The organism is Paremcibacter congregatus (genome assembly GCF_006385135.1).
Lineage (GTDB): Bacteria > Pseudomonadota > Alphaproteobacteria > Sphingomonadales > Emcibacteraceae > Paremcibacter > Paremcibacter congregatus.
The window spans coordinates 119685-145453 of record NZ_CP041025.1 but is presented as its reverse complement, the minus strand read 5'-3'; the positions used below and the strand labels follow the sequence as shown (position 1 = coordinate 145453).

At 56.9% G+C, this 25769-nt stretch carries 21 protein-coding genes; 11 read left to right on the top strand and 10 right to left on the bottom strand.

All coding sequences use genetic code 11. The features are described 5' to 3' along the window. Nucleotides 1–17: 17 nt before the first annotated feature. From FIV45_RS00665 to FIV45_RS00640, 6 genes are all read right to left on the bottom strand, one after another. Nucleotides 18–1655: an AMP-binding protein gene (locus FIV45_RS00665; protein ID WP_099473831.1), complete on the bottom strand. Its 1638-nt coding sequence runs from the start codon at nucleotides 1653–1655 to the stop codon at nucleotides 18–20. Nucleotides 1656–1771: 116 nt separating this feature from the next. After that, entirely contained in the window at nucleotides 1772–2977 is a 1206-nt protein-coding gene (locus FIV45_RS00660) for an acyl-CoA dehydrogenase family protein (protein WP_099473833.1), read from the bottom strand. 2 nt (nucleotides 2978–2979) lie between these two features. Next, nucleotides 2980–3789 carry an enoyl-CoA hydratase family protein gene (locus tag FIV45_RS00655; protein ID WP_099473835.1) on the bottom strand — a complete coding sequence of 270 codons (810 nt, stop codon included), beginning with the start codon at nucleotides 3787–3789 and terminating at the stop codon, nucleotides 2980–2982. Between the two features lie 4 nt (nucleotides 3790–3793). After that, on the bottom strand, nucleotides 3794–4279 hold the full coding sequence (locus FIV45_RS00650; RefSeq protein WP_099473837.1) for a MarR family winged helix-turn-helix transcriptional regulator: 486 nt from the start codon (nucleotides 4277–4279) through the stop codon (nucleotides 3794–3796). Nucleotides 4280–4294: 15 nt separating this feature from the next. After that, nucleotides 4295–5056: an SDR family NAD(P)-dependent oxidoreductase gene (locus FIV45_RS00645; RefSeq protein ID WP_099473839.1), complete on the bottom strand. Its 762-nt coding sequence runs from the start codon at nucleotides 5054–5056 to the stop codon at nucleotides 4295–4297. A gap of 12 nt (nucleotides 5057–5068) precedes the next feature. Further along, nucleotides 5069–7381, bottom strand: coding sequence for a bifunctional salicylyl-CoA 5-hydroxylase/oxidoreductase (locus tag FIV45_RS00640; protein WP_099473841.1), 2313 nt, complete (start codon nucleotides 7379–7381; stop codon nucleotides 5069–5071). A 315-nt stretch (nucleotides 7382–7696) separates the two neighbouring features. On the opposite strand from FIV45_RS00640, the gene FIV45_RS00635 reads away from it, so the two are divergent. The 5 genes from FIV45_RS00635 (at nucleotide 7697) to FIV45_RS00615 (ending at nucleotide 12238) form a co-directional block, all read left to right on the top strand. Then, entirely contained in the window at nucleotides 7697–8083 is a 387-nt protein-coding gene (locus tag FIV45_RS00635) for a RidA family protein (protein ID WP_099473843.1), read from the top strand. 94 nt (nucleotides 8084–8177) lie between these two features. Further along, nucleotides 8178–9359 (top strand): acyl-CoA dehydrogenase, encoded by a 1182-nt coding sequence (locus FIV45_RS00630; protein ID WP_099473845.1) that lies wholly within the window; start codon nucleotides 8178–8180, stop codon nucleotides 9357–9359. Nucleotides 9360–9473: 114 nt separating this feature from the next. Next, entirely contained in the window at nucleotides 9474–10271 is a 798-nt protein-coding gene (locus tag FIV45_RS00625) for an enoyl-CoA hydratase-related protein (protein WP_099473847.1), read from the top strand. 6 nt (nucleotides 10272–10277) lie between these two features. Next, nucleotides 10278–11078 (top strand): hypothetical protein, encoded by an 801-nt coding sequence (locus FIV45_RS00620; RefSeq protein ID WP_099473849.1) that lies wholly within the window; start codon nucleotides 10278–10280, stop codon nucleotides 11076–11078. 65 nt (nucleotides 11079–11143) lie between these two features. Further along, nucleotides 11144–12238 carry a sensor histidine kinase gene (locus FIV45_RS00615; RefSeq protein ID WP_099473851.1) on the top strand — a complete coding sequence of 365 codons (1095 nt, stop codon included), beginning with the start codon at nucleotides 11144–11146 and terminating at the stop codon, nucleotides 12236–12238. Here the strand turns inward: FIV45_RS00615 and FIV45_RS00610 are convergent. Beyond that, on the bottom strand, nucleotides 12235–13281 hold the full coding sequence (locus FIV45_RS00610) for an HpcH/HpaI aldolase/citrate lyase family protein (RefSeq protein ID WP_204602256.1): 1047 nt from the start codon (nucleotides 13279–13281) through the stop codon (nucleotides 12235–12237). The genes FIV45_RS00615 and FIV45_RS00610 overlap by 4 nt on opposite strands. A 259-nt stretch (nucleotides 13282–13540) precedes the next feature. On the opposite strand from FIV45_RS00610, the gene FIV45_RS00605 reads away from it, so the two are divergent. Further along, a complete protein-coding gene (locus FIV45_RS00605) occupies nucleotides 13541–14680 on the top strand; it encodes an NAD(P)/FAD-dependent oxidoreductase (protein WP_099473855.1) in 1140 nt (379 codons plus the stop codon). On the opposite strand, the gene hutI is transcribed toward FIV45_RS00605, so the two are convergent. Further along, nucleotides 14669–15898, bottom strand: a complete 1230-nt coding sequence (gene hutI, locus FIV45_RS00600) for an imidazolonepropionase (RefSeq protein ID WP_165777043.1) — start codon at nucleotides 15896–15898, stop codon at nucleotides 14669–14671. The two genes, FIV45_RS00605 and hutI, sit on opposite strands and share 12 nt — an antisense overlap. A gap of 100 nt (nucleotides 15899–15998) precedes the next feature. Here hutI and FIV45_RS00595 point away from each other — a divergent pair, with 100 nt between their 5' ends. The 5 genes from FIV45_RS00595 (at nucleotide 15999) to hutG (ending at nucleotide 22367) form a co-directional block, all read left to right on the top strand. Further along, a complete protein-coding gene (locus FIV45_RS00595) occupies nucleotides 15999–17363 on the top strand; it encodes a formimidoylglutamate deiminase (RefSeq protein ID WP_099473859.1) in 1365 nt (454 codons plus the stop codon). 81 nt (nucleotides 17364–17444) lie between these two features. Beyond that, nucleotides 17445–18164: a histidine utilization repressor gene (gene hutC / locus FIV45_RS00590; RefSeq protein ID WP_099473861.1), complete on the top strand. Its 720-nt coding sequence runs from the start codon at nucleotides 17445–17447 to the stop codon at nucleotides 18162–18164. A gap of 178 nt (nucleotides 18165–18342) precedes the next feature. Further along, nucleotides 18343–20004 carry a urocanate hydratase gene (gene hutU / locus FIV45_RS00585; protein ID WP_099473862.1) on the top strand — a complete coding sequence of 554 codons (1662 nt, stop codon included), beginning with the start codon at nucleotides 18343–18345 and terminating at the stop codon, nucleotides 20002–20004. A gap of 9 nt (nucleotides 20005–20013) precedes the next feature. After that, entirely contained in the window at nucleotides 20014–21564 is a 1551-nt protein-coding gene (hutH, locus tag FIV45_RS00580) for a histidine ammonia-lyase (protein ID WP_099473864.1), read from the top strand. Continuing rightward, nucleotides 21564–22367 (top strand): N-formylglutamate deformylase, encoded by an 804-nt coding sequence (gene hutG / locus FIV45_RS00575; protein WP_099473865.1) that lies wholly within the window; start codon nucleotides 21564–21566, stop codon nucleotides 22365–22367. Before hutH ends, hutG begins: the two co-directional genes overlap by 1 nt. A 72-nt stretch (nucleotides 22368–22439) precedes the next feature. On the opposite strand, the gene FIV45_RS00570 is transcribed toward hutG, so the two are convergent. Both FIV45_RS00570 and FIV45_RS00565 read right to left on the bottom strand, forming a co-directional pair. Further along, on the bottom strand, nucleotides 22440–23819 hold the full coding sequence (locus tag FIV45_RS00570) for a sodium-dependent transporter (protein WP_204602257.1): 1380 nt from the start codon (nucleotides 23817–23819) through the stop codon (nucleotides 22440–22442). A gap of 35 nt (nucleotides 23820–23854) precedes the next feature. Next, complete coding sequence (locus tag FIV45_RS00565; protein WP_099473869.1) at nucleotides 23855–25693, bottom strand: acyl-CoA synthetase; 1839 nt, start codon at nucleotides 25691–25693, stop codon at nucleotides 23855–23857. Between the last annotated feature and the right edge of the window lie 76 nt (nucleotides 25694–25769).

Below are 25769 nucleotides of genomic sequence, written 5' to 3'. Positions count from 1 at the left end.
GTCTCCTTTTTGGACGTTCAGACCTCCGGCTCCCTCTGGCGCAGTACGAACCGCTGGATTTTACCGGTTTCCGTCTTCGGCAGGCTGTCGACAAATTCGATGGCCCGCGGATATTTATAGGGGGCAATGGTTTGCTTGACGAAATCCTGCAGCTCTTTGATCAGCGCCGCATCGCCACTCTGCCCGGCGCTCAGGACAACGAAAGCCTTGACGATCTGACCCCGGGCCGCATCGGGGGCCCCGACCACGGCGCATTCCTTGACCGCCGGGTGATCAAGCAGGGCTTCTTCGACTTCCGGACCGCCGATATTATAGCCGCTGGAGACAATCATATCGTCACCGCGGGCCTGGAACCAGAAATAGCCGTCCTCATCCATACGGTAGGCATCACCGGTAACATTCCAGCCCTTGCAGACATAATTCTGCTGGCGCTTATCGCCGAGATATTTGCAGCCTGTCGGCCCCTTGACCGCCAGCCGCCCGATCTCGCCCGCCGGCAAGGGCGCGCCCGCTTCATCAAGAATACAGGCCTGATAGCCGGGGATCGGTTTGCCGGTCGCGCCGGGGCGAATATCCTCGCCGGTGGCCGAGATAAAGATATGAATCATCTCCGTCGCGCCGATGCCGTCGATCATGCGGATACCGGTCGCGGCCTCCCAGGCGTGAAAGGTCGGCAAGGGAAGATGTTCGCCTGCCGAAACACAATTCTTCAGGCTCGACAGGTCATAACCGCCCAGCTTGTCGAGCATGGCGCGGTAGGCCGTCGGGGCGGTGAAGCTCCAGGTCGCCCTGAATTTATCAATCGCCGAGAGATAAATATCCGGCCCGCCCCCTTCGAGCAAAATGCTGGTCGCGCCGACATGAAAAGGAAAGGCCACCAGCGCCCCGAGACCAAAGGTAAAGGCCAGCGGCGGACTGCCGATCACCACATCGTCGGCGGACAGACCCAACAGGCGCTGGCCGACGCAATGGCACATGGAAAGGATATCCTGATGAAAATGCATCGTGCCCTTGGGGTTGCCGGTGGTGCCGCTGGTAAAAGCGATCAGGGCGACATCTTTCGCCGCCGTATCCACCGGGGTGAAGCTTGCGGATTTTGCGGCCAATAACGTCTCAAGCTCTGCCCCCACGCCCGGCAGGCCGGAGCCATTGAACTGCATGATTTTCCCTAATACCGGGGTCGATTTTTGTGCGGTTTCCAATTCATCGATCAACCGCTCATCGCAGAAGGCAAAAGCGATTTCCGCCTTTTCGATCACCGGCGCCAGATCCCGCGCCCGCAGCAACGGCATGGTGGAAACGGCAATGCCGCCAGCTTTCAACACGGCAAACCAGCAAGCGACCAGCATCGGGTTATTGGCCGACCGCAGCAACACCCGGTTGCCGCTGACCAACCCCATATTTTCCACCAGTACATGGGCAATCTGGTTGGAAACGTCGGAAAGTTCCTGATAGGTCCAGGTTTCGTGCAGGGTGCGGATCGCGACCCTGTCCCCGCGCCCGGCGGTGATATGACGCTCGAGCAGCTCCACCGCCGCATTCATCCGGTCGGGATAGTTCAGTTCGGGAAGGTCATGGATAAATTCAGGAAGATCCGCCTCGCCCGGCAGAAAATCTGCCGCGAAGGTATCCCCATAAGCACTCAAGTCAGACATATATCAAGCTCCGTTATTGCCGATAATGCTGCTTTTCTGATCCGTCGCGTTTTTCTTTTTCAGGGGGGGCTCCATGGCCCGTCTGGATTTTTCCAAACCCTCTGAAAGTCGCCTCTCTAATCCTTCAAGTGATACGGGATTAACGCCTGCCCTGCAATGATTATTTTTTGCACTTCCGAGGCACCTTCGTAAATCCGCAGACTGCGCACTTCGCGGTAAAGTTTTTCCACCGTTTCGCCGAAGACCACGCCCTGACCGCCGAAAATCTGAATGGCGTCGTCGATGATTTTCTGGGCGGCTTCCGTGGCGTAGAGTTTCGCCATGGCGGCTTCGCGGGTCACCCGCTCGGCGACACAATCCTTGACCCAGGCGGCGCGATAAATCAGCAAGGCGCTGGCGTCAATATTCAGCGCCATATCACCCAGTTTCGATTGAATGATCTGCAGATTGGTCATCGGCGCGCCGAACATTTCACGACTGGTGGCGCGGCGCATGGCCTCATCCATCGCCCGCTTGGCAAAACCCATGGAGGCTGCCCCGACCGTGGTGCGGAAAACATCCAGCGTCGCCATGGCATATTTAAAGCCGCGCCCCCGTTCGCCAATCAGGGCCGATTTCGGCACCCGGCAGTCAGTGAATTGCAGCTTGCCCAGGGGATGCGGCGCGGTGACCTCGATCTTCTCGACAATCTCGAGCCCCGGCGCGGTGGCGTCAACAATGATCGCCGAAATGCCTTTCGAGCCGGACGTGCCCTCTTCCCGCGCAAAGACGGTGTAATAATCCGCAATGCCGCCGTTGGAAATCCAGGTCTTGCAGCCGTTCAGCACCAGCATGTCTCCCTCTTCGCGAAAAGACGTCGACATGGCCGCCACATCTGACCCCGCATGGGGTTCCGACAGGGCGAAGGCGGCGATTTTGTCACCGCGCCCGACGGCGGTGAGATAGGTTTGTTTCTGATTTTCCGAACCAAACAGGGACAATGTGCCGCTGCCCAAGCCCTGCATGGCGAAGGCGAAATCGGCGAGCCCGTCATAGCGGGCCAACGTCTCACGCAACAGACAGAGGGAACGCACATCGAGCGTATCCATCTTGCCTCCGTAAGCTTTCGGCACCGCATAACGCAACCAGCCCGCGTCCCCCAGTCGCCGGACCAGCATCTGGCAGGCGGCATCGGCGTCGGCGCGATCGTGAGATATATCCTGGAGATTTTCGGCACACCAGAGATCAAGCTCCAGCGCCATTTTCTTATGATCGGGGGTGAGAAACGGCCAATCGAGATACGTCTTGTCATAATGTGTTTTTTGGGGTGCGCTGCTGTCCATGATCAATCCCCTTTAAAGGCCGGTTTTTCCTTGGCGACGAAGGCCTCGTAAGCCCGGCGGAAATCTTCTGTCTGCATGCAGATCGCCTGGGTCTGGGCCTCGGCCTCGATCGCCATCTCCAGCGACATGCTCCATTCCTGAGCCAACATGGTCTTGGTCATCATATGGCCGAAATTAGGTCCGTCCGCCAGACGGGTGGCGTATTTCAACGCCTCGTCAAACAGGCTGTCATTGTCAACAATGCGGGTGAAATAGCCCCAGCGTTCGCCTTCCTCGGCGCTCATGGCGCGCCCGGTATAGAGCAGATCGGCGGCCCGGGATTGACCGATGGCGCGTGGCAACATGGCGCAAGCCCCCATATCGCACCCGGCAAGCCCGACCCGGGTGAAGAGAAATGCCGTCTTGCAGTCCGGGGCGGCAAAGCGTACATCGGAGGCCAGCGAGACCATCGCCCCGGCCCCGACGCAGATGCCTTCGGTGGCGGCGATGATCGGCACTTTACAATTGATCATGGCTTTCACCAAATCACCGGTCATGCGGGTAAAATCGAGCAAGCCTTTCATGTCGCGGTCCAGAAGCGGCCCGATGATGTCATGCACGTCGCCGCCGGAACAGAAGTTGCCGCCGTTGCTGGCGAAGACCACGGCCTTGACATCGTCGGCATAGACCATATCGCGGAAGGTGTCGCGCAGTTCAGCGTAGCTTTCAAAGGTCAGCGGATTTTTACGATCGGGGCGGTCGAGCCTTATGACGGCGACATCACCTTTCATTTCCCATAAAAAATGTTTTGGTTTCAAACCCGCTAACTTCATAACTCTACCCTTCTGTGTTTTGTGCTTTGCGTTCGCGCAGGACCTCCCTCAGGCGGTCCATGGTATGGATCATTTGGTCCAGTTCATCTTGTTCAATATCGCCAAAGATTCCGGAGATCCATTGACGATGGCTATCGGCCATATCTTTAAACTCGGCCCGCCCCTTGGGCGTTAACCCAACGCTGTAAATACGGCGGTCGGTGGGCAGCACCCAGCGTTTCACCAGGCCTTCTTTCTGCAGACGTTCGACAATGCCGGTGACATTGCCGTTGGACACCAACAGACGTCTGGACAACTCCCCCATGGTCAAGCCGCCCGGTTCCCGAAACAGCGCCGACATCAAATCGAAACGCGGCAGGGTCACCCCATATTCAGAGCGAAACAGGTTGCGCACTTCTTTTTCCACCATATGTGAATTGGAAATCAGCCGCAGCCACAGGCCCAGTTTTTTTGTATCTACGTCCGTTCCGGCATCTGTATCTTCTGCCATAAATCTTTTATCCCGTTACATGACCTCCCCGCCGGCGACGGCAATGGCTTGGCCCGTTATGGAAGCGGCATTATCCTGGCAGAGCCATAAAACGCTCGCCGCCACTTCCTCTGGCTGTATCAGACGTTTCTGCGGATTATGAATGGTCAGTTCCGCAATCGCCTGTTCTTTCGTTCTACCGGTCTTCGCCACAATATTCTTGATGGCGTCGCGGGCAATGTCGGTTTCGGTAAATCCGGGACATACCGCATTCACCGTCACACCTTTTGTCGCCACTTCCAAGGCGAGAGACCGGGTGAGACCCAATACCCCATGCTTGGCGGCGCTGTAGGCGGTGACATAACCATAGCCTTTTAACGCGGCAGTACTAGCCACATTTATAATTCTCCCGGCTCCTTTGTCTATCATTTCTTGCAAAACGGCCTGAATACAGAGATAGGGACCCATCAGATTGACATCAATCATCTGCTGAAAGTGCGCCCGGTCAGTCTTTTTAAACGGGATGGATTTTGCCGCCCCGGCATTATTGACCAGAATATCCACCGGCCCAAACGCGGCCCGGGCCTGATCAAAGGCGCTCTTCACCGCCGCCTCATCGGTGATATCACAGGCCACCGGCAAACAGTTCGGCAGGCCTTGCGCCTTTTCCTGTAACGTCTCGAGATTACGGCCCATGATGGTCACTTTGGCGCCGGCCGCAATCAGACTGTCGGCGATAGCGGCGCCAATGCCGCGCCCGCCGCCAGTGACAATGGCATGTTTTCCTGTCAGGTCCACTGGTCTGCTCCCTTATGCATTGAGCGCCATTTCGGCGGCCCGCTTGAGATTGGTTTCCAGCTGAGTATAAGCCGTCAGATACTGCTTGGGAACCGTGACCGCGTCACCGTGATATTCCAGTTCCGCCGCCGCACGAATGGTCCAGTTGGGGTCCATCAGGTGAGGACGGGCCAGCAAGACCAGATCGGCGCGTCCCGCCGCCAGAATGCTGTTGACGTGATCGGTTTCAAAGATATTGCCCACCGCCATGGTCGCGACCTTAGCTTCGTTACGGATCCGGTCCGACATTGGCGTCTGGAACATGCGGCCAAAGACCGGCTGAATCTGATCGAACGGCAGGGTCTGTCCGGTGGACACATCGATAATGTCCGCCCCGGCCTCGGCAAAGGCCTGCGCAATCAGCACCGCCTCTTCCGGAGTAACGCCCTTGTCACCGACCCAGTCGGTGGAGGAAATGCGCACAGACATTGGCTTCTGTTCCGGCCAGACGGCCCGCATGGCGCGGAAAACCTCAAGCGGAAAGCGCAAGCGGTTCTCGAGCGACCCGCCATATTCATCGGTGCGCTGGTTGCTGACCGGCGTGATGAAAGACGACAGGAGATAACCATGACCCGCATGCAGTTCCAGCATGTCAAAACCGGCCTCGTCAGTTCGTTTCGTTGCCGCAACAAAATCATTCAGCACCCGCTCGAAATCGGCAGCCGCCATTTCCCGGGGCACCTGGTTGCCCTTGTCCCAGGCGATTGGTGACGGGGAAATCAGTTCCCAGTTACCTTCATCAAGCGGCATGTCATACCCTTCCCAGCCAACCTTGGTCGATCCCTTGCGCCCGGCATGACCGAGCTGCATGGCGATTTTACAGTCACTGGATTTATGGACATAATCGACGACCCGCTTCCAGGCCGCGCCCTGTTCATCGGTATAGATTCCGGCACAGCCCGGTGTGATCCGGCCATCGGCGGACACGTCGGTCATCTCCACATACATCAGGGCCGCGCCGCCCATGGCGCGGGCGCCGTAATGCACCAGATGGAAATCGTCAATCAGGCCGTCTTTCGCCGAATACATCGACATAGGGGAAACCACGACCCGGTTTTTCAGTTCCATACCGCGCAGACGATACGGCGTGAACATTGGCGGCACCGGTTTAGCGCTCACCTGACCCGTGGCCTGTTCTTCAAACCAGTTCTCAACCCCTTCGAGCCACTCTTTGTCACGCAGACGCAGATTTTCATGGCTGACCCGTTGTGAACGGGTGAGAAGCGCATAGGTAAAGGGAATCGGATCATAATCGATATAGCGTTCAATTTCCTCGAACCAGCCCATGGAATTACGGGCGGCACTCTGCAATTTCAACGCTTCCAGTTCCCGTTCGTCCTGATAGGCCTGCAGCGCCTGTTTGACACTCTCGCCGGAATTGAGATGGTCCGCCAGACTGATGGCGTCTTCAAAACCGAGCTTGGTGCCGGAGCCGATGGAGAAATGCGCCGTATGGGCGGCGTCACCGATCAGAACCACGTTATCCTTGACCCACTGGTGACACAGCACCCGCGGGAAGTTGATCCAGGCCGAGCCGCGAATATGCGCCGATTTGGTCATCAGAGAATGACCGTCGAGATATTTGGCGAAAATCCGCTCACAGGTCTTGGCGCTTTCCACGTGATCCATATGTTCGAAACCGAAGGCTTCATAGGTTTCCGGACCACATTCGACAATAAAGGTCGAGGTTTCGTCGTCAAACTGATAGGCGTGAACCCAGATCCAGCCATGTTCGGTTTCTTCGAAAATAAAGGTAAAGGCGTCGTCGAAGCGCTGATGGGTGCCGAGCCAGACAAATTTGTTGGGCCGCATGTCAATATCGCAATCAAAAGCCTCAAGGTCGTGGTTGCGAATCTTGCTGTTCAGGCCATCGGCGGCCACAATCAGGTCCGCATGGGCGAATTTCGTCTGAATGTCTTCCACTTCGAATTCGGTTTCAAATTCGAACTTCACATCCAGTTCCCGGGCGCGAGCGTAGAGAATTTCCAAAAGCCGCAACCGGCCAATGCCGATAAAACCATGCCCGCCGGACCGCACCACTTCATTCTTGTGATGCACCGCGATATCATCCCAGTGAATGAGCTCATTGATCATGGTTTCCGCGCTGACCGGATCGTTGGCCCGCAGGTTTTGCATCGTCTGGTCAGAAAAGACCACCCCCCAGCCAAAGGTATCATTGTCGCGGTTTCGTTCATACACCGTGATCTCATGAGAGGGATTCTTCAGCTTCATGGAGAGGGCCAGATACACCCCGGCCGGGCCACCGCCCAAAACAACAATATTCATGATATGATCCTTTTTCATCGTCGCATTTTGATTCGCCGAAAACAGAATATATTTTAACCTTGATATTTCTTTGTCCGTTACAGAACAAATCCTGAATGTCGTAAAATATAGCCTATCTCAAGCCCTAAAGCCTATATATAATGCGTTATTTCGGTTATAAACCAACTCAGCCAACAAAAACGATTATATTTATTCAAGCTTTCTATTGCAATTATTTTAAATATAAAATAGTTTTTAGCAAGAGTTAAATTTATAAAATAAACTTTTAACACCAAAATGCTAATATAAGGCGAAAGGTGTGATCAGGAGCAAACTATGAAGCATATATTGCCTGCCGGCTGGGCACGACCCAAAGGCTATTCCAACGGCATCATCGCCAAAGGTGAAGTCTTCTTCATCGCCGGCGTTGTCGGCTGGAATAACGATGAGGTTTTCGAATCAGATAATTTGGTCGACCAGTTTCGCCAGGCGCTGCTCAATATCCGGGCAATTCTCGAGGCGGGCAATGCCGGTCCCGAACATATCACCCGCATGACCTGGTATGTCACCGAAATGGATGGCTACCGCACCCAGTTGCCGGAATTTGGCGCGATATATAAAGAGATTATCGGCAAAAACTTTCCTGTCATGGCCTGTGTCGGGGTAACCGCTCTGGTCGAACGCCAGGCCAAAATTGAAATTGAAGTGACTGCCGTACTCTGATTTTTACAGAAACGGTGAACAATTGATTGTACAATCTAGACAAATCGCATAGACATATGGACATGTGAATTTGTCGATTTAGGAGACCAAGACTATGGCAAGCCCCAAATGGCCATCCACCCCGTGGGATGATATTTTACTTCTCGAAGATTTCCTCACTGAAGAGGAACGCATGATCCGTGACGGCGCCCGTGATTTCTGCCAGAACGAACTGATGCCCGGCATTCTCGACGCCAACCGGCATGAGAATTTCGACCGTAACATCATGACCCAGATGGGCGAACTCGGCCTGCTCGGCCCGACAATCCAGGGCTATGGCTGTGCCGGCGTCGGTTATGTCTCCTATGGTTTGATCGCCCGGGAAGTGGAGCGGGTCGACAGCGGCTACCGCAGCGCCATGTCCGTACAGAGCTCGCTGGTCATGTTCCCGATTTATGCTTACGGTTCCGAAGAGCAGAAACAGAAATATCTGCCAAAACTCGCCACGGGTGAATTCGTTGGCTGTTTCGGCCTGACCGAACCCAACGCCGGATCCGACCCCAGCGGCATGCAGACCCGCGCCCGCACCGTTGACGGCGGCTACAGCATCTCCGGCGCGAAAATGTGGATCACCAACAGCCCGATCGCCGACGTCTTTGTCGTCTGGGCCAAATGTGATGACGGCGTTGTGCGCGGCTTCATCCTTGAAAAAGGCATGCAGGGCCTGAGCGCCCCGAAAATCGAAGGTAAATTCTCCCTGCGCGCCTCCATCACCGGCGAGATTGTCATGGACGAAGTTTTCGTGCCGGCGGAAAATCTCATGCCGAATGTCGAAGGCATGAAAGGCCCGCTTGGCTGTCTCAGCAACGCCCGTCTTGGCATTGCCTGGGGCGCGCTCGGCGCCGCCGAATTCTGCTGGCATGCGGCGCGGCAGTATACCCTGGACCGCAAACAGTTTGGTCGCCCGCTGGCCGCCAATCAGCTGATCCAGAAAAAACTCGCCGATATGCAGACAGAAATCACCCTCGGCCTGCACGCCTGTCTTAACGCCACCCGCCTGAAGGAAAAAGACAAACTGTCTCCTGACGGGGTATCGTTGCTGAAGCGTAACAACTGCGGCAAGTCGCTGGATATCGCGCGTCAGGCGCGGGACATGCACGGTGGCAACGGGGTCAGCGACGAATTCCATGTCATCCGTCACGTGATGAATCTGGAAGCGGTCAACACCTATGAAGGCACCCATGATGTCCATGCCCTTATTCTGGGACGCATGCAGACCGGCCTGAATGCTTTTTAAGTGAGGGGCTTCCTGCCTCAACCGTTATAGAATAAACCCATAAGGCCGTTGTGATTTCATCATGACGGCCTTATGATTCACTCTTCCCTTTCGCCGAATAATGAGAGAACAGATATGTCCGACGCCATCCAAGAAAATACAGATCAAGAAGTCTTGCTCGAATTCCCCGAAGAATACATCGCCGTCGTGCGCATTAACCGCCCCAAGGCCTATAACGCCCTGAACCTCAATGTCCGCAGCCTGATTGCCGAGAAATTCAACGAACTGAAAGCCCGGGAAGACATCCGCGCCGTGATCCTCACCGGCAATGAAAAAGCCTTTGCCGCCGGCGCGGACCTGAAGGAAATGTCGGTGCTCAGCGCCGTGGATTATTACAAGGCCCATGTCGAGCGGCTGTATAATGCCTTCGCCGATTATCCCCGTCCGGTGATTGCCGCGGTTAATGGCTTTGCCCTCGGCGGCGGCATGGAACTGGCGATGATTTCGGATATTATTCTGGCCGGGAAGTCCGCCAAGTTCGGCCAGCCGGAAGTAAAAGTCGGCGTCATGCCCGGCGCCGGCGGATCCCAACGTCTGGTGCGCGCCGTTGGCAAATATAACGCCATGCGGATGTGCCTGACCGGCATGATGATCGGCGCCGATGAAGCCAAGGATATGGGCCTCGCCTGTGAGGTGCTGGATGACGATCAGGTGATGGTGCGCGCAATGGACATGGCGCGGGAACTCGCCGCCCTGCCGCCCTTGGGCCTCGAACATATCAAATACGCCATCCTGCATGGCCCGGACATGTCACTGGAAAGCGCACTCGGTCTCGAACGCAAGAGCATGCAGGTGCTGCTGTCCAGCAAGGACCGGGCCGAAGCCACAGCCGCTTTCCTCGAGAAACGCAGCGCCACCTTTACCGGCGAATAAAGCAAGATGATCCTTGAGGCGCTCCAGCATCTGTTCACACCGGCCCCGGCCGAGGTGCGCGCACTGGGTTACCTCAGGGAAACCATCGCCATCGAGGCGCGGTTCCGCCGCTGCCGGGCGGACTGGGCCGGGCATCTTGAGCAATGTAAAGACATCATCCGCCAGAACGTCTCTGAACTTGCCCCCGGGTCGACCATCCTGATCATCGGTTCCGGTGCGTTGCATGATGTTCCGCTGGATGAGATGCTAAACCAGAATCATCATGTCATTCTGCTTGATATCCTGCATCTGCCAAAAATCCGGCGTAAATACGGAACCCACCCGAAAATCACAATTCTGTCCCGGGACGTCACGGGCCTGGCCCGCCCGTTGTATGACGGCGGCGGCATCACCGAGACCCTCATCAAGGACGCCGCACCGGCTTTACCAAAAGCAGACCTCGTCATCTCGCTCAACATTTTGTCCCAATTGCCGATCAATCTCGTTGCCTATGCCCGCAAACGCCATCTCCCGCTGCCGGCGCACTTTGCCCAAGACGTGATGACAGCGCACCTGTCACAGCTTTCACACGCGGCGGAAAACTGTCTTCTGATCTGTGACCTGGAACGCCAGTATTTGGCGGAACATAGAGTAAAGGAAAGTGAAAATGCCCTGCCCAATCCCTTGAGCCGCAAATTGGGGCCTCCCGACCAATGCTGGGACTGGCATCTCAGTCCCAAGGGTGAAATTGACCCCCATATCACCCTGCAGCATCGCGTGGCCTGTTGGTTATTCAGATCCGATTCCGTTATTTTCGCTTCAGGGTAAATCATTCCCCCACATCCTTAATCTCATGATATAATACCCCTATATCTCTTCTCAGGATAATATCTATGGAAAATTTCTTTTTTATCGAAAGCGCGCGCTCCGCTCTCGTTTTTCTTATTATTCTCTATTTGTGGCGTGTCGGGCGCAACAGTTTCGGCCTGCGCCGCAAGGGCTGGACATTGATTATGATAGGTTTCTCTCTGCTCTTGTTCGGCAGCCTGATCGATATCACAGATGAATTCGAGGGATTAAGCAAATATATTGTGATTGGCCGCACCCCGATACAGGCCGTTCTTGAAAAAATTGTCGGCTTTATGGGCGGGTTCCTGTTTCTCGCCATCGGGCTGGTGCGCTGGGTCCCTTTTGTACAGAATCTGTCCGACGAGGTTGAAAAGCAAACCTCTGACCTGCGAAAAGCCAAAGTAGCCGCCGATAGCGCCAATCAGACCAAATCACAGTTCCTCGCCAATATGAGCCACGAACTGCGCACCCCGCTGAACAGCATTATCGGCTTCTCAGACCTGATCCGCCAGGCGGAAAAATATCACCTCAGCAAGGAAGCCATCACAGAATACGGGGAACATATCAGCCTCTCGGCGGCGCATTTGTTACGGGTCATTAACGATATTCTGGATCTGTCCAAAATCGAGGCCGGAGAGATGCGCCTGAACGAAAGTGAATTCGACCTCAACCGTCTAATTCGCAATACCATCGGGCTGGTGTCCCTCGAAGCGCGGAACAAAAAAATCGAAATTAACTTCACTTCCCCGGACACCGTTTGCGATCTGTTGGGCGATGAACAGAAGTTACGTCAGATCCTACTGAACCTGCTCAGCAATGCCCTGAAATTCACCCCGGATGGCGGCAAGATCACCGTGACAGTCAGTCCCGCACCGTCCGGCCAGTTGCTGCTGAAGGTTAAAGATACCGGCATAGGAATGACCTCCCCGCAGCTCAAGGAAGCGTTGAAAACCTTTCGACAAATTGAAAACGCCTTCACCCGGAGCCATGACGGTACCGGGCTGGGGCTGCCCCTGACCAAGGCGTTGGTGGAAATGCACGGGGCGGACCTCACCTTTATCAGTGAAGTGAACAAGGGGACAGAAGTCTCAATCGCCTTGCCCGCCTCCCGCCGGATTCATATGCTTGAGACCACCTAGAAACCGTAGGCCGCCCCGAGTTCCTTATCCTTCGATGCGACAATCTTCGCCAGATCAACAATAACCTTCGCCTGTTTCCAGGTGGCATCATCCTGCATCTTGCCATCAATCATCACCGCCCCGGTACCATCCGGCATGGCCTCCAGAATCTTGCGGGCGAACAATACCTCGTCCACCGCCGGGCTGAAAACTTTCTTGGCGATGTCAATCTGCTTGGGATGCAGGGACCAGGCGCCCATGCAGCCCATGAGAAAAGCGTTGCGGAACTGGGCTTCACAGGCCGCGTCATCGGCAAAATCACCGAACGGGCCATAAAAAGCCTTTAACCCGTAAGACATACAGGCATCGACCATCTTGGCGACCGTGAAATGCCACAGATCCTGTTGATAGAAATTGCGCCGTTCGCCTTCCGCCTGATCATCAGCAAGCACGCCGTAAGACGGATGGCCACCCCCCACGCGGGTGGTTTTCATGCCACGCGACGCCGCAAGATCGGCAGGGCCCAGGCTCATGCCGTGCATGCGCGGGCTGGCGGCGGCGATTTCTTCTACATTATTGACTCCCTGGGCGGTTTCCAGGATGGCGTGAATCATGATCGGTTTGCAGATCTGATGCCGGGCTTCCAACTGGGCCAGCAACTGATCAAGATAATGAATGTCCCAAGGGCCTTCTACTTTCGGCAGCATGATCACATCGACCTTGTTGCCTACCTTCGAGACAATCTCGGTAACATCATCCAGAAACCACGGACTGTTCAGGCAGTTGACCCGGGTCCATAATCCCGTGGCGCCAAATTCATTCTGTTCCGCAACCGTAATAAAACCGGCGCGCGCCTCTTCCTTGGCATCTGCCGGAATGGCGTCTTCCAGATTTCCCAGCAAGACATCAACTTTGCCGATCATGTCGGGGATCTTGGCGCGCATCTTTTCCATCTGCGGCGGGAAGAAATGAATCATTCTCTCCAGCGCCACGGGAATTTCCCGGTAAGGCACCGGCGCCCCGATCGCCAGAGGTTTGAAAAAATCTTTTGGTGTTTTCCGCATGGTCATGACTCCCGTTCTTGGATGAGGCGTTTCGCCAGAATACATATAATCTATCAAAGATGGGATAATTTTCCACAATAAAATTTTGCAAATGCGAAATAAAAAGAAATAATATAGCATAATCAACTCTCTATTTCATATTGCAGCACAGCATAATACCCGATAAGTAATTTTTTATTGTCTGGGCCCGTCGTTCCGCATAGGGTGGAGCGGAATTGACCGAGACTCTAGAAAACCTCAAAGAAAACCCAAGGTGACCATGACCTCCACATCCGCAGATTTCATCATCATTGGTGGCGGCATCGCCGGCGCCTCCGCTGGCTATGAATTAAGCAAAGTCGGCCGCGTGATCCTGCTGGAAAAAGAAAACCGGCCCGGTTATCACACCACCGGCCGGTCGGCGGCAATTTTCACCAAAAGCTACCGCGACGGCGACCCGTTGATCAATGCCCTGGTGGTCGCCAGCGAAGCGTTTTTCAAAACCCCGCCCGCGGGCTTCACCGACCATCCACTAATCAGTCCCCGGGCCATGATCCATATTGCCTCAAAAGACAAGACAGCCGCATTGGACGGCCTGCATGAAAAGCTGAAAAGAATCAATGTCGCCTCCCGTTTTCTGTCCCGGAACGAGGCCCGCGCCCTGTTGCCGATCCTGGCGGAGAATTATCAGGAAAAGGTTTTGTTCGAAGAAGAAATCTATGACATGGATGTCAGTGCCCTGCATGAAGGCTTCCTGCAGGGCATCAAGGCCGCCGGACAGGATATCATCAGTACCGCCGAAGTCACCGGTCTTCATTCATCGGGCGGCCTGTGGACCGTCACCACCCCCCAGGGTGTTTATCGGGCGCCGGTGGTGATCAATGCCGCCGGGGCCTGGGTCGACGAGGTGGCGGCTCTGGCCGATATCGCACCGATTGACATTCATCCCCTGCGCCGCACCATGATTATGGTGTCCGCTCCGGACAACATGGACCCCAGGGACTGGCCCTTTGTCATGGAAGCCACCCAGGGGTTTTATTTCAGGCCGGATTCCGGCAAGCTGATCGCCACCCCCGCCGATGAACATCTCTCCCCGCCCTGCGACGCCCAGCCGGAAGAAATCGACATCGCCTACGCCGCCCATTACCTGCAGGAAACAACAACTCTTGAGGTGCGCAAAATCGATACCAGCTGGGCGGGGCTGCGCAATCATGTCGCCGACGGTTATCCGGTGGTGGGCTTTGATCCGGCAGCGCCCGGGTTCTTCTGGCTCGCCGGACAAGGCGGCTTTGGCATCAAAACGGCCCCGGCCCTGGGCCGCATCACCGCCGCCCTGGTGCAGGGGAAAGGTCTGCCTGACGATGTCAGCCGACTGGGCCTGACCGAGGCGCAGATTTCCGTACGCCGCCTAAAAAGGTGAGACCGCCACGGTCACGCCATCCTTGACCACCCCGATACACAGATTGCCGCCGACCTGATAAGACAGTTCCGCCGGATGGGCGATATCCCACAGGGCGAAATCCGCCTTCAGGCCGACTTCCAGCTGTCCCCGATCCGCAAGCCCCAGGGCGCGGGCCCCGTGACGGGTGACGCCCAACAGCGCCTCTTCCGGACTCAGACGAAACAGGGTGCTCGCCATATTGATCATCAGGGACAGGGACAGAACCGGGGATGACCCCGGATTGCTGTCCGTGGCAATCGCCATGGGCACGTTATATTTTCGCAACAGGTCAACGGGCGGCACCCGTTCATCCCGCAAGGTATAGAACGCCCCGGGCAGCAAAACCGCCACCGTCCCGGCCGCCGCCATGGCCCGCACCCCGGCCTCGTCCAGACATTCGAGATGATCCGCCGACAAGGCCTTATATCGGGCGGCCAGGGCCGCACCACCACTGTTGCTCAACTGTTCCGCATGCAGTTTCACCGGCAGCCCAAGTTCCCGGGCCCGATCAAACAGCCGCCCGACCTGTTCGGGAGAGAAGGCGATATTCTCACAGAAAGCATCAACCGCATCGGCGAGATTTTCGTCCGCCACCGCATCAAGCATCGCGCCACAGACCAGATCCATATACCCCTCGCGATCACCGGTAAATTCCGCTGGCGTCGCATGGGCCCCGAGGAAGGTGGTGCGCACATCAATATCGTCCTGACCGCCCATAATCCGGGCAACCCGCAGCATTTTCAGTTCGTTGTCCACATCCAGACCATACCCGGATTTAATCTCCACCGTCGTCACGCCGCCGCGTTGCAACTGTCCGAGACGCCGCCGGGCCGAGGCCAGCAGTTCTTCCGCGCTTGCCACCCGGGTGGCCCTGACCGTGGACAGGATGCCGCCGCCGGCCCGGGCGATTTCTTCATAACTCGCCCCCAGCAGGCGTTGTTCGAATTCCGCCACCCGGTTGCCGCCATACACCAGATGGGTATGACAATCGATCAGCCCCGGCGTCATGAATTTACCACCGCAGGAAATCGCATGGGCGTCTTCGTAATTCTCCGGGATATCCTGCGCCTGACCCAGCCAGACAATATGTCCGCCGTCCGCCACAATCGCGCCATCGGCGATCATGCCATATGGCGCATCATCCGTGTCCCGCATTGTCAAAAGCGTCACATCTTTCCATAAAGTCATTCCGGTCATCGGGCGGCGGCCTTTCCTGTGTCGTTGGCATATGTCATTGACATTTCCGTCTGCTGATCTAAACTTAACTTGTATAGACAGGCTAACATGAAAAGTTAACATGAAAAAAGTAAATTTTACAAAAGCCCTCATCGAAGGTCAATGGCAGGATGATGTGACCCTGACCCTGGATGATCACGGCATGATTACCGCCATTACATCCGGCTCCCCCGCCCCGGCGGACCGGGTTTCAGGCTATGCCCTGCCTGGACTCGCCAATGTTCATTCTCATGCCTTTCAGCGCGCCATGGCGGGTCTGGCGGAATATCGCACCTCAAACAGCGACAGTTTCTGGAGCTGGCGCGATGTGATGTATCGATTCGCCCAGAAGCTGACGCCTGAGGATCTCGCCACCATCGCGGCCCAGCTTTACCTCGAAATGGTCACGGCCGGCTATACATCGGTGGCGGAATTCCATTATCTGCATCATCAGCCCGGCGGCGCGCCCTATGACAACCCGGCGGAAATGTCCGACGCCATCGTCGCGGCGGCGACCGATGTCGGCCTCAACCTCACCCATCTGCCGGTGCTCTATCAGGCGTCAGGTTTTGGCGGCGCACCGCTCAGCGACGCCCAGGCCCGCTTTGGCCACACCACAGAGGCTTATCTGCGTCTCTGGGACAGTCTCGCGGGACGCATGAAACCGGGACAAAATCTTGGCGTCGCTTTCCACAGCCTGCGCGCCGTGACGCCAGAGGCGATCGACACCGTCACAGCCCATGTGCCACAGAAGGCACCCTTGCATATTCATATCGCCGAACAGATGAAAGAAGTTGACGACTGTCTCGCCTGGTCCGGCCAACGCCCCGTCGAATGGCTGCTTGATCATCACCCGCTCTCGTCCCGCTGGTGCCTGGTGCATGCCACCCATTTGACATCGACGGAGACCACCGCCCTGGCGAATACCGGTGCGGTCGCGGGGCTATGCCCGACCACAGAAGCCAATCTCGGCGACGGGTTCTTTCCGCTTCAGGAATATCTGGCCCAGAACGGCGCCATCGCCATCGGCTCCGACAGCCATATCTCGGTCAGCCCGATTGAGGAAATTCGCCTGCTTGATTATGGTCAGCGATTGAAATATCAGCGTCGCAATCTGCACGCCACCCCGGATCACCCCCATAGCGGCGACTGGCTGTATGGGCAGGCCCTTCGCGGCGGGGCATTGGCGACGGAACAAAAGACCGGCGTGCTGGCTGTCGGGCAACAGGCGGATATCATCACGCTTGATCCCGCCTCGCCGTTACTGGTGGGCACCCCGGACCGCCATCTGATTGACCGGTTTATTTTCAGTGGTAACCGGTCACCGGTGAAAGACGTGATGGTGCGCGGCCGGTGGCAGGTGCGGGATTACACCCACCCCGGCGCTTGCGAAATCACGGCGCGCTTCACAAAAACCATGGAAAAGCTCGTCAATCTACTTGACTGATCCCGTGGAACAGCGATGATGGTGCCAGCAAAATAACATGCCGAAATAAGCAGTGCGCGTCATGAAGGATGAATAAGGGTTATGGAACATTCACGCAAACAGGTAGCCCCGCTCTATCAGAAAATCAAGGACCATATTCTTAACAAAATAGCCTCTGGCGCCTGGCAACCGGCAGAACGGGTGCCATCGGAAAACGAACTGGTGAAAGAATTCGATGTGTCCCGTATGACCACCAACCGGGCCTTGAAAGAACTGACCAGTGAAGGTTATCTCGTACGGGTCGCCGGCGTCGGCACCTTTGTTGCCGATCTGCATGCGCAGAGCCATCCGCTGGAAATCCACAATATCGCTGAAGAAATCCGTGGCCGCGGTCATCAGCATAGCGCCCAGGTGCTCAGCCTCGACCAGTTGCCCGCCACGGACAGTGTCGCCGCCCAACTGAACATGGCGATCGGGGAACCGGTTTTTCATTCGGTGATCCTGCATCTGGAACAGCATATCCCGATCCAGATCGAGGACCGTTTCGTCAACGCCGCTGTCGCCCCTGATTACGGCGCCCAGGATTTTACCTGCATCACGCCCTATGATTATCTGATGCGCATCGCGCCGCTGCAAAAGGCGGAACATGTGGTGAAAGCCATCCTGCCGAAAGCCGATGTGCGCGACGCGTTACAGATGACGGCGGACGAGCCCTGTCTGCTGATCAAGCGCCGCACCTGGACCCGGGGTAAGGTCGCCTCCAGCGCCATGCTCTACCACCCCGGCTCCCGCTACGAACTCTCCGGCCGCTTCCGTCCGTGAGCGGGGCATGTCCCCGAAGAAGTAGGCATCCTTTTTCTCTCAGGCTCTGGATCACCCGATCAGGCCGGGTAATCCAGCAAAAGGGATGATGGATACGCCATCTTTTTCGGTTGCATTCGTCGGAAAACCAATGTTATAGTCCGACTTGTATAGACAAGTACATAACAGGTGATGAAATATGACACAAAACTCCCGCATTATCAAAGCCCCGACCGGCGCGACCCTCAACGCCAAGAGCTGGGCGACGGAAGCGCCGTTGCGCATGCTGATGAATAACCTCGACCCCGAGGTCGCCGAACATCCGGAAAATCTGGTAGTGTATGGCGGCATTGGCCGGGCGGCGCGCAACTGGGATTGTTATGACAGGATCGTCGACAGCCTGAAGAACCTAGAAGAAGATGAAACCCTGCTGGTGCAGAGCGGCAAGCCGGTCGGCATTTTCCCGACCCACAAGGGCGCACCGAGGGTTCTGATCGCCAACAGCAATCTGGTGCCCCACTGGGCTAACTGGGACCATTTTAACGAACTCGATAAAAAAGGCCTGATGATGTATGGCCAGATGACCGCCGGCAGCTGGATCTATATCGGCAGCCAGGGCATCGTTCAGGGCACCTACGAAACCTTTGTCGAAATGGGGCGGCAGCATTTTGACGGCACCCTCAGCGGCAAATGGATTCTCACCGCCGGGCTTGGTGGCATGGGCGGGGCGCAGCCCCTGGCCGCGACCATGGCCGGGGCGGCGATGCTCGCCATAGAATGTCAAAGCGATCGGATTGATTACCGCCTGAAAACCGGTTATCTCGACCAGCGGGCCGAGACCCTGGATCAGGCGATGGAGATGATCACCGCCGCCACGGCACAAGGTCAGGCGATTTCCGTCGGCCTGCTCGGCAATGCCGCCGAAATCATCCCCGAGATGATCCGCCGCGGCATCCGCCCCGACGCGGTCACCGATCAAACCTCGGCCCATGATCCGGTCAATGGCTATCTGCCGATCGGCTGGACCGTCGATCAGTGGGAACAAAAACGCGATACCGCCCCGAAAGAAGTCGAGCGTGCCGCCAAGGCCGCGATGGCCGTGCATGTCAAGGCGATGCTCGCCTATCACGAGATGGGCATTCCGACCTTTGATTATGGCAACAACATCCGTCAGGTGGCCTTCGATGAAGGCGTCGAGAATGCCTTTGATTTCCCCGGTTTTGTTCCGGCTTACGTGCGGCCCTTATTCTGTCGCGGCATAGGGCCCTTCCGCTGGGCGGCGCTCAGCGGGGATCCCGAAGATATCTATAAGACCGATCAGAAGGTCAAGGAACTGATCCCGGACAATCCGCATCTGCATAACTGGCTCGATATGGCCCGGGAGCGTATCCAGTTTCAGGGCCTGCCGGCGCGCATCTGCTGGGTCGGACTCGGCGATCGCCACCGGCTGGGGCTGGCGTTCAATGAAATGGTCAGAAGCGGCGAGCTGAAAGCCCCCGTGGTTATCGGCCGCGATCATCTGGACAGTGGTTCGGTGGCCAGCCCCAACCGGGAAACCGAAGCCATGAAAGACGGCAGCGACGCCGTGTCCGACTGGCCGTTGCTCAACGCGCTGCTCAATACGGCAGGCGGGGCCACCTGGGTCAGCCTCCATCACGGCGGCGGGGTCGGCATGGGCTTCTCCCAGCATTCCGGGGTGGTGATCCTTGCCGACGGCACCGACGATGCGGCGGAGAAACTCGGCCGGGTGCTGTGGAACGATCCCGGCACCGGGGTGATGCGTCACGCCGACGCCGGTTATGACATCGCCATCGACTGCGCCCGTGAAAAAGGCCTGAAACTTCCGATGATTACAGAATAGGACGCCGCCATGAGCCATATCGAAAACAACATTCTGACCATCCACCCGGGGGAGATATCTCTCGCTGACCTGCGCAAGATTTACGAGGCCCGCCATCAGGTGTGTCTGAAGGAGAGCGCCTGGCCGGTGGTGGAAAGATCCCGCCAGGTGGTCGAAGATATCATCCGCGAGGGCCGCACCGCTTACGGCATCAACACCGGCTTCGGCCTGCTCGCCAGCACCAGCATTTCCGATGACAAGCTGGAAGCACTTCAAACCAATCTGGTGCTCAGCCACAGCACCGGCGTCGGCGCCTATCTGCCGGACAATGTGGTGCGCCTGATCACGGTGATGAAGATCTCGAGCCTCAGCCAGGGCCATTCCGGCATCCGCCGCGAAACCCTGCAGGCCTTTATCGATTTCGTCAATGCCGGTCTGGTGGCCTGCATCCCCTGCAAGGGCTCCGTCGGGGCCTCCGGCGATCTCGCCCCGCTCGCCCATATGACCCTGCCGCTGATGGGCGAAGGTTACGTGCGGATGGACGGCGTGAAGACGCCCGCCAAGGCGGCGCTAAAAGCCTGCGGTCTCCACCCGATCACCCTCAGCGCCAAGGAAGGCCTCGCCTTCCTCAACGGCACCCAGACTTCGACCGCCCTCGGTCTGGCTGGATTGTTCCAGACCGAAGACATCTTTGCCGCCGCCGTGGTCGCCGGATCAATGAGCGTCGACGCCCTGATGGGCAGCCGTGCGCCTTTTGACGCCCGCATCCACGCCGCCCGCCGTCAGCCGGGCCAAATGGCTGTCGCACCGAAATATCTCGCCCTGCTTGAGGGCAGCGGCATCATGAAATCTCATGCGGCCTGCGACAAGGTGCAGGACCCCTATTCCCTGCGCTGTCAACCCCAGGTAATGGGCGCCTGTCTCGACATCATCCATAATGCGGCCCGCACGTTGCATATCGAAGCCAACGCCACCACCGACAATCCACTGATTTTTCCGGAAAATGGTGACGTGATTTCCGGCGGCAATTTCCATGCGGAACCGGTGGCCTTCGCCGCCGATATTCTGGCGCTGGCACTCTGTGAAATCGGCTCGATATCCGAGCGACGTCAGGCCATTCTGGTTGATCCGAAAATGTCCGATCTGCCCGCCTTTCTCGTACGCGACAGCGGCGTCAATTCGGGCTTTATGATCGCACAAGTCACTTCGGCGGCTCTGGTGTCGGAAAATAAATCACGCGCCCACCCGTCCAGCGTCGACAGCATCCCGACCAGCGCCAATCAGGAAGACCATGTCAGCATGGCGACTTACGGCGCGCGGCGGTTGACCGACATGGCGTTCAACAGCGCCACGGTGATCGCCATCGAACTGCTGTCCGCCGCCCAGGGCATTGACCTGCGCGCGCCCGAAAAAACCTCTGACATTTTGCAGGAGATGCACGGCAAAATCCGCGCACGGGTCGCCCATTATGATCAGGACCGCTATTTCGCGCCGGACATTGATGCGGTGACCGAACTGGTGCAGCAGGGCGCTTTCTCTGCGCCCGTCATGGATATCCTGCCCTCCGGTGAGGCGGCGTGATGACGGACAGGCCCGATCATTTCACCCCCTATCATTTCACCAAAGGCCGTGGCCCGATTCTGGTCAGCATGCCTCATGTGGGGCTGGCGCTGCCCGAGGATATCGCCGCTAGCCTGAGTGATGAGGCTCGGAAGCTCACCGATACTGATTGGTATGTGGACCGGCTGTATGACTTCCTCGATGATCTCGGCTGTTCCGTGATCAAAGCGCGCTATAGCCGCTATGTCATCGATCTCAATCGCGGGGAGGCTGGTCAGGCGCTCTATCCGGGGATGAGCGAAACTGAATTATGTCCTACCACCGGCTTTGGCACCGAACCGCTGTATCTTGCGGGACAGGCGCCAGGACCGCAAGAGATCGCCCGCCGCAAAGCGCTGTATTGGCAGCCCTATCATGATCAGATCGCGGCGGAGCTCGCCCGGATCAAACAGGAATTTGGTTTCGCCATCCTGTGGGACGCCCATTCGATCCAGAGCCGTGTACCACGCTTTTTTGACGGACGCCTGCCGGATCTTAATCTTGGCACCGGCAACGGGGTGAGCTGCGATCCGGCGCTGGCGGAGCTGCTGCGAGAGATCGGCGAAGCGTCGGACTATAGCACCATCCTCAATGGCCGCTTCAAGGGCGGCTACATCACCCGTCACTACGGCGACCCGGCCGCTAACATTCATGCGGTGCAGATGGAAACATCGCAAATCACCTATATGGACGAAGCCCCGGACTTCATCTTTCAGGAGGCGCGCGCCGCCAGGCTCCGGCCCGTGCTGAAAGACATGCTGCGACAGTGCCAAAAGTTCTTCTAGGCGACCTCGACAAATCAAAAAAGCCCCGACCTGTATTTCAAGGCCGGGGCTTTTTCATTTCAGAATATCGCTTTACTGGAAGATGCCGAAGGCCACATCCAGGAAGATCAGGCTGACGCCCACTGGCACGACAAAACGCACCAGGGCAAACCAGATCTTGAAGATCACGGAATCACCGAGACCCATTTCCTCGAGCGTCACCGAACGTTTCACCGCCCAGCCGACGAAGATCGCCACCAGCATGCCGTTCAGCACCATAAAGACATTCGCCGCCAGGAAGTTGATCAGGCCTTCAATATTCATCCCCGCGAACAGGGGAATGAAACCCAAAGGATAGACTTCCGCCAGGATATTATTCGACAAGGCGACAAAGATGCCGACGAACCAGAAGGCCGCCCCGGCGTAAATCGCCGCCCGGGGGCGCTTGATTTTGCCACTTTCCGACAGCTGCGCCACCATTGGCTCCAGCAGGGAGATGGTCGAGGTAACCGCCGCGAAAGCCAGCAGCAGGAAGAACAGCAGGCCAAAGACCTGACCAATGCCACCCATATCGTTAAAGACGATCGGCAGGGTGACAAACACCAGACCCGGCCCTGCCGCATGGTCAACACCAAAGGCAAAGACGATCGGGAAGATGGCGAAACCGGCGAGTAAAGCGACAAAGGTATCGGCAAATGCCACGCCCACCGCCATCTTGGGAATGGAGATATCCTTGGTCAGATAAGAGCCATAGACCATGATCGCGCCACTACCGAGCGACAGGGAGAAGAAGGCCTGTCCCGCCGCCATAAGCACCAGTTCCGGGGTGATCTTGCTGAAATCCGGGGTAAACATAAAGCTGAAACTGCGGACAAAATCCCCGGTGATGGAAGCATATAACACCAGAATAACCAGAATGGCGAACAGAGCCGGCATCAGAATTTTGACCGTTTGCTCCAGTCCTGATTTCAGGCCGCGGGCCACGATGCCGACCGTGATGCCCACCGACAGGGTCATCCAGAAAATCAGTTTTGCAGGGCTGGCTTGTAAGTCAGCGAAGATTTGCGCGGATTCGCCTTCCTTCAGGTCATTGAAGGTGCCAATACCCATACCAATGGCATAGTCCAGCGTCCAGCCGGCAACCACGGAATAGAAGGTCAAAATGCCCATTGGCACCAGAAGATAAGACCAGCCGACGGCATCCCACAGGCGCTGGGCCTTGGACACCTTGAAGCTGCGCATGGCGTCCAGCGGCGGTTTCTGGGATTTCCGGCCAATCATCAGTTCCGACATCAGCAATGGAATGCCAAAGACCACCACGATCGCCAGATAAATCAGGACGAAGGCACCGCCTCCGTTTTCCGCCACCACATAAGGAAAGCGCCAGATGTTGCCGAGCCCCACGGCGCTCCCCACCGCCGCGAGAAGAAACGTAAAGCCCGAAGACCAATGTTCATGTTTTGCTGCTTGCATTTTATTAATCCCAATCCTTTATTTTTATTGTTCGGTTATTTTTCTTTTAATATCGTTTGAAACGCAAAATGACCCATGGTCTGTCGTATTTTTCTGATTTGTTCTGCCGACAGGGCTGAATCATAATGAATGGTCGCCACAGTACCATATGTCTTGTCCGCTGCCACAGAAATATTTATTTCTGCCGCAAAATCGGCCAGTTCCGTGGCAATGACGCGCCGGATGGCATCCCGTTTCAGGTCCGGCTTGAAAATCTTGCCCACCGCCGTCAGCGGCAGGGCATCAACCTGATAAATGTCTTTCGGCACCGCCGCCCGTTCCGCGATCCCCTGGGCCGCAAACCCGATCAGGGCCGCTATACTACAGGTCATGCCCGGTTTCAGCACCACATAGGCCACCGGTAGTTCCCCGGCATAAGCGTCCGGCTTTCCCACCGCCGCCACCTGGGCCACGGCCGGATGCTTGACCAGTTCATTTTCAATGATCGCCGGATCAATATTATGCCCGCCGCGAATGATCAGCTCCTTGGTGCGCCCGGTAAGCCAGAAGTAGCCTTCTGCATCCTGGCGCCCCATATCACCCGTATTGAACCAGTCCCCCTCAACCCAGATGCCCGCGTTGGCCTCTTCCTGTAGATACCCGTGGAAGACATTGGGGCCCCGGATCACCACGGTGCCAATTTCTTCCGGGGCGCAATCCCGCACATAGGCGCCTTCCCCGTCGATGATCACGGTTTTCATATCCTGATACGGCATGCTGAATCCGATAGAACCAATGCGACGCTCTCCATACAGGGGATTGACGCAACTGACACAGGTGCCTTCTGTCAGGCCATATCCCTCAATCAGGGTCAGGCCGGTGCGGGCCTCAAACTGGCGAATAATGTCCCGCGGCATAGGGGCCGCGCCACAAATCGCCATGCGCAGGCTCGACACATCGGTCTCCCCCACCGGCGTCTGCAACAAACCGGCATAAATCGTTGGCACACCGCTGAAGAAGGTGACCTGATAACGGGCGACAATCTGCCAGAAATGGGCCAGAAGCGCCGGCGTCCGATATCCGCCCGGCGTCGCCAGAACCACCGTCGCACCGCTGAAAAAACATCCAATCCCGGTAACAATCGCCCCGTTCACATGAAACAACGGCAACCCGCACAGCCCGACATCCGCCTCGCTTAATTCAGCAGACAGGGCCAGCATGCAGGCATTGGCCACTTCATTGTAATGACTGTGCATGGCAAGTTTGGGGACCCCGGTCGTGCCCCCGGTGTGGAACAGGGAACAGATGTCATCAGGGCGGATGTCACGACCGCTGGCCAGATGATCCGCCGGATATGTGTCAACCAGCTGATCATAAATCACCACAGATCCGTCCGTCTCCCCCGTCCCCCCGACCTGAACCAGATGGCGCAGGCTCGGCACCTGCGCCTTTATATCCAGAGCCTTGCGCCAGATGTCCGGCGCGGCAGATGCAACAAGAACCTTGGTACCCGCGGCCTGCATGATCGCCACCATATGATCTGTTTCCAGTAGCGGGTTGATTGGATTAACCACGCCGGCGGCCTCCGCCCCCCACAACACATAATGGGTTTCCGGTAGATTGGGCAGTAAATAAGACACTACGTCCCCCGGGCCAATGCCCAGATCATGCAACAGGTTCGCTGTACGGGTGACCCGGGCGAAAAGGGCGGCATAACTGATTTCAATCCCTGTTTCATCCAGGGCGGCAGTGGGCAGGAACCGGATCGCCGCCTTGTCCGGCCAGCGGGCGGCGGCGCGGCGGATCACGGCATATGTTGACGTCAAGCCATCAAGGCGGTTCTGCAACGGTATTTGGGCAAGTTCTGCGCAGTCTTGTGCTGTTTTGATTTTGATCGTCGCCTCCCAGCTTTCTTTTTATACCGCAGCATAACGCGAATGCCCCGACGGCACAATCATGCATTTTGTGCAA

What these genes read in the sequence shown, in the direction of transcription:
- hutG (WP_099473865.1), top strand. Translation starts at nt 21,564, where the DNA reads ATGACGGACAGGCCCGATCATTTCACCCCCTATCATTTCACCAAAGGC.
- hutC (WP_099473861.1), top strand. Translation starts at nt 17,445, where the DNA reads ATGGAACATTCACGCAAACAGGTAGCCCCGCTCTATCAGAAAATCAAG.
- FIV45_RS00660 (WP_099473833.1), bottom strand. Translation starts at nt 2,977, where the DNA reads ATGGACAGCAGCGCACCCCAAAAAACACATTATGACAAGACGTATCTC.
- hutU (WP_099473862.1), top strand. Translation starts at nt 18,343, where the DNA reads ATGACACAAAACTCCCGCATTATCAAAGCCCCGACCGGCGCGACCCTC.
- FIV45_RS00625 (WP_099473847.1), top strand. Translation starts at nt 9,474, where the DNA reads ATGTCCGACGCCATCCAAGAAAATACAGATCAAGAAGTCTTGCTCGAA.
- FIV45_RS00630 (WP_099473845.1), top strand. Translation starts at nt 8,178, where the DNA reads ATGGCAAGCCCCAAATGGCCATCCACCCCGTGGGATGATATTTTACTT.
- FIV45_RS00665 (WP_099473831.1), bottom strand. Translation starts at nt 1,655, where the DNA reads ATGTCTGACTTGAGTGCTTATGGGGATACCTTCGCGGCAGATTTTCTG.
- hutI (WP_165777043.1), bottom strand. Translation starts at nt 15,898, where the DNA reads ATGACCGGAATGACTTTATGGAAAGATGTGACGCTTTTGACAATGCGG.
- FIV45_RS00610 (WP_204602256.1), bottom strand. Translation starts at nt 13,281, where the DNA reads ATGCGGAAAACACCAAAAGATTTTTTCAAACCTCTGGCGATCGGGGCG.
- FIV45_RS00570 (WP_204602257.1), bottom strand. Translation starts at nt 23,819, where the DNA reads ATGCAAGCAGCAAAACATGAACATTGGTCTTCGGGCTTTACGTTTCTT.
- FIV45_RS00640 (WP_099473841.1), bottom strand. Translation starts at nt 7,381, where the DNA reads ATGAATATTGTTGTTTTGGGCGGTGGCCCGGCCGGGGTGTATCTGGCC.
- hutH (WP_099473864.1), top strand. Translation starts at nt 20,014, where the DNA reads ATGAGCCATATCGAAAACAACATTCTGACCATCCACCCGGGGGAGATA.
- FIV45_RS00650 (WP_099473837.1), bottom strand. Translation starts at nt 4,279, where the DNA reads ATGGCAGAAGATACAGATGCCGGAACGGACGTAGATACAAAAAAACTG.
- FIV45_RS00605 (WP_099473855.1), top strand. Translation starts at nt 13,541, where the DNA reads ATGACCTCCACATCCGCAGATTTCATCATCATTGGTGGCGGCATCGCC.
- FIV45_RS00595 (WP_099473859.1), top strand. Translation starts at nt 15,999, where the DNA reads ATGAAAAAAGTAAATTTTACAAAAGCCCTCATCGAAGGTCAATGGCAG.
- FIV45_RS00615 (WP_099473851.1), top strand. Translation starts at nt 11,144, where the DNA reads ATGGAAAATTTCTTTTTTATCGAAAGCGCGCGCTCCGCTCTCGTTTTT.
- FIV45_RS00655 (WP_099473835.1), bottom strand. Translation starts at nt 3,789, where the DNA reads ATGAAGTTAGCGGGTTTGAAACCAAAACATTTTTTATGGGAAATGAAA.
- FIV45_RS00635 (WP_099473843.1), top strand. Translation starts at nt 7,697, where the DNA reads ATGAAGCATATATTGCCTGCCGGCTGGGCACGACCCAAAGGCTATTCC.
- FIV45_RS00620 (WP_099473849.1), top strand. Translation starts at nt 10,278, where the DNA reads ATGATCCTTGAGGCGCTCCAGCATCTGTTCACACCGGCCCCGGCCGAG.